The 1839-nt window shown below is 39.4% G+C and carries 3 protein-coding genes; all 3 read left to right on the top strand.

The window, feature by feature from the left end; translation table 11 throughout:
- Positions 1–202 (top strand): hypothetical protein (locus tag Q8W40_RS27885; RefSeq protein ID WP_305402088.1); only part of this gene is annotated, 202 nt, incomplete at its 5' end.
- Between the two features lie 46 nt (positions 203–248).
- Entirely contained in the window at positions 249–791 is a 543-nt protein-coding gene (locus Q8W40_RS27880) for a hypothetical protein (protein ID WP_305402087.1), read from the top strand.
- Between the two features lie 240 nt (positions 792–1031).
- On the top strand, positions 1032–1541 hold the full coding sequence (locus Q8W40_RS27875) for a type VI secretion system amidase effector protein Tae4 (protein WP_305402086.1): 510 nt from the start codon (positions 1032–1034) through the stop codon (positions 1539–1541).
- Positions 1542–1839 lie beyond the last annotated feature (298 nt).

Here is a 1839-nt window from a genome sequence, read left to right as displayed (position 1 = left end):
AGATAGAAGAACTTTAGTTGCAGCTAAAGTCTGGGTCTCACCTTACCCGATTGGAGAGCTTATTATCCATACAAAGCGTTTAAGACGGATTCACAACGCTTGGCAGTTTTGGTTTGAATCAGCTTTAGTGTTTACGGCACATTGGTTTAGGTTCGGTGGTAGCGTTGTTCACCACTTAACGCGGCGTTATGAGTACTATTGATATGTGTATGCATGAGACAAAATGGCGAGAACTAATATGTGATTGGATGAGATCGGCATGGCCCGAAGATATATACATTGAAGAAGCGTATACCCCTTATGGCACAGATGTCATTCATGACAAGCTAGCCAGACCTGATATCCTCAGAATATCTCCTGAGGGCGGTATAAGCATAATAGAAGTCAAAAAGTGGGGAAGCTCTGAGTTCAATAAATGGGCTGTTTTGGGGCAACTTCAGTTATATACATTTTTGACCGAAACGCAGTATTTTCAAGACAATGAAAACTACTTTTGGATGCAAAACTTAATCAAGAAAGGTCTGTTTAACCAGTCAGTTATCGACAATATAGAGAATAGATTCAAAGAATCGGACTACATCGTTGATGAATGGTGTGTAGTAATTGTTGGCGGTGATAAAGAAGAGATTGAGCAATCAGAAATTCTTTGGTACATGTATGATTTCGTAAATCTAAACTTGGATAGTAACTCCAACTTTCGACCGTTAACTCTGTTACATGCCACAGAGAAAAACGGAGAATATCGTTGCGATAATCTAGAGTGTTGGTTTAGAAAAAATAGCAGTTTCTAGAACCCGTACTCATAACAAACTGTTCAAGTGGGATTCGCAACGCGTGGCATTTTTACTGTGCGTTGGTTTTAGTGTTTAGGGTGGTATGCGGCGGCTTCAGTATTGCGTTACTCACCCCTTAACAGGGCGTTAGCTATTGGCTGGAACCGCAGGCTGTGTCGCAAAATAAATATTGATAAATAGGTGACTTATTTTCGAGTTGATATTCTCTAAACAAATAACGTTTACAGAGAAATGATTATGCCTAAATTTAAGGAACTATGGGAAAAGTTTCCTGATGGTGATGTTATGCGAGGTCGCTGTCAGAACAAGCAACCAAACGGCACAAGACCCTTTGATAATTACTGTGCTATCTTGCTTAGTGAAGCTTTCATAAGGACAGGGATTTCAACAAAAAGTGCTAAAGTGACCAAGTGTTGGTCTCATTCAGGTTCAAAACACATTATTCGAGCGCAAGAAATGGCACACTGGCTCAACAAATCCAATCTATCGTTTGTTGGAAAACGAGAGAAAATAAACCCTTCAACATTTTCCGATGACCTAGATGGTCGAACAGGGATTATTTTCTTCAAAGACTATTGGCAGAGAGGGAACGAAGCATTTTCTAACCGAAGTGGAGATCATATTGATTTATGGAATAAGGACAAAATTACTAGCGGTGGAATGTTTAGACGATCCGTGTATGAGTTCTTTGGTGTGGTGTCTGACTTCAATGATAGTCGTGAAGTTTGGTTTTGGGAGGTGAAATAAATGAAAAAAATCATCTCCCTTTTTATCAGTGTCTTTCTAGTAGGTGGTATAAACTTCGGAGTATTCTTAGTTGCATATAGAAAGTTATCGTTCCCATACATGAGTGAAGAACAAAGAGTCGCTAATGCACCATACATATTTGAGTATGTCTTACCTTGCTTTATAGTTGTTGCCATTTTTTCGGTGTTGGCATATATAGCTGCATCAAGGCTGTCTAATAGCTAACAAAAGCTTCAAACCGACAAACAACGCGTGGCATTTTTAGTTTGCGGTGAATTTAGTGTTTAAGGCGTAATGC

It is taken from the genome of Vibrio penaeicida (assembly GCF_030689305.1).
Taxonomy (GTDB): Bacteria; Pseudomonadota; Gammaproteobacteria; order Enterobacterales; family Vibrionaceae; genus Vibrio; species Vibrio penaeicida_B.
Note: the sequence above shows the minus strand (reverse complement) of the source record. Positions and strands in the feature narration are given on the sequence as shown.

Coding starts and splice junctions, on each gene's coding strand:
- Q8W40_RS27880 (WP_305402087.1), top strand. CDS start 249: ATGAGATCGGCATGGCCCGAAGATATATACATTGAAGAAGCGTATACC.
- Q8W40_RS27875 (WP_305402086.1), top strand. CDS start 1,032: ATGCCTAAATTTAAGGAACTATGGGAAAAGTTTCCTGATGGTGATGTT.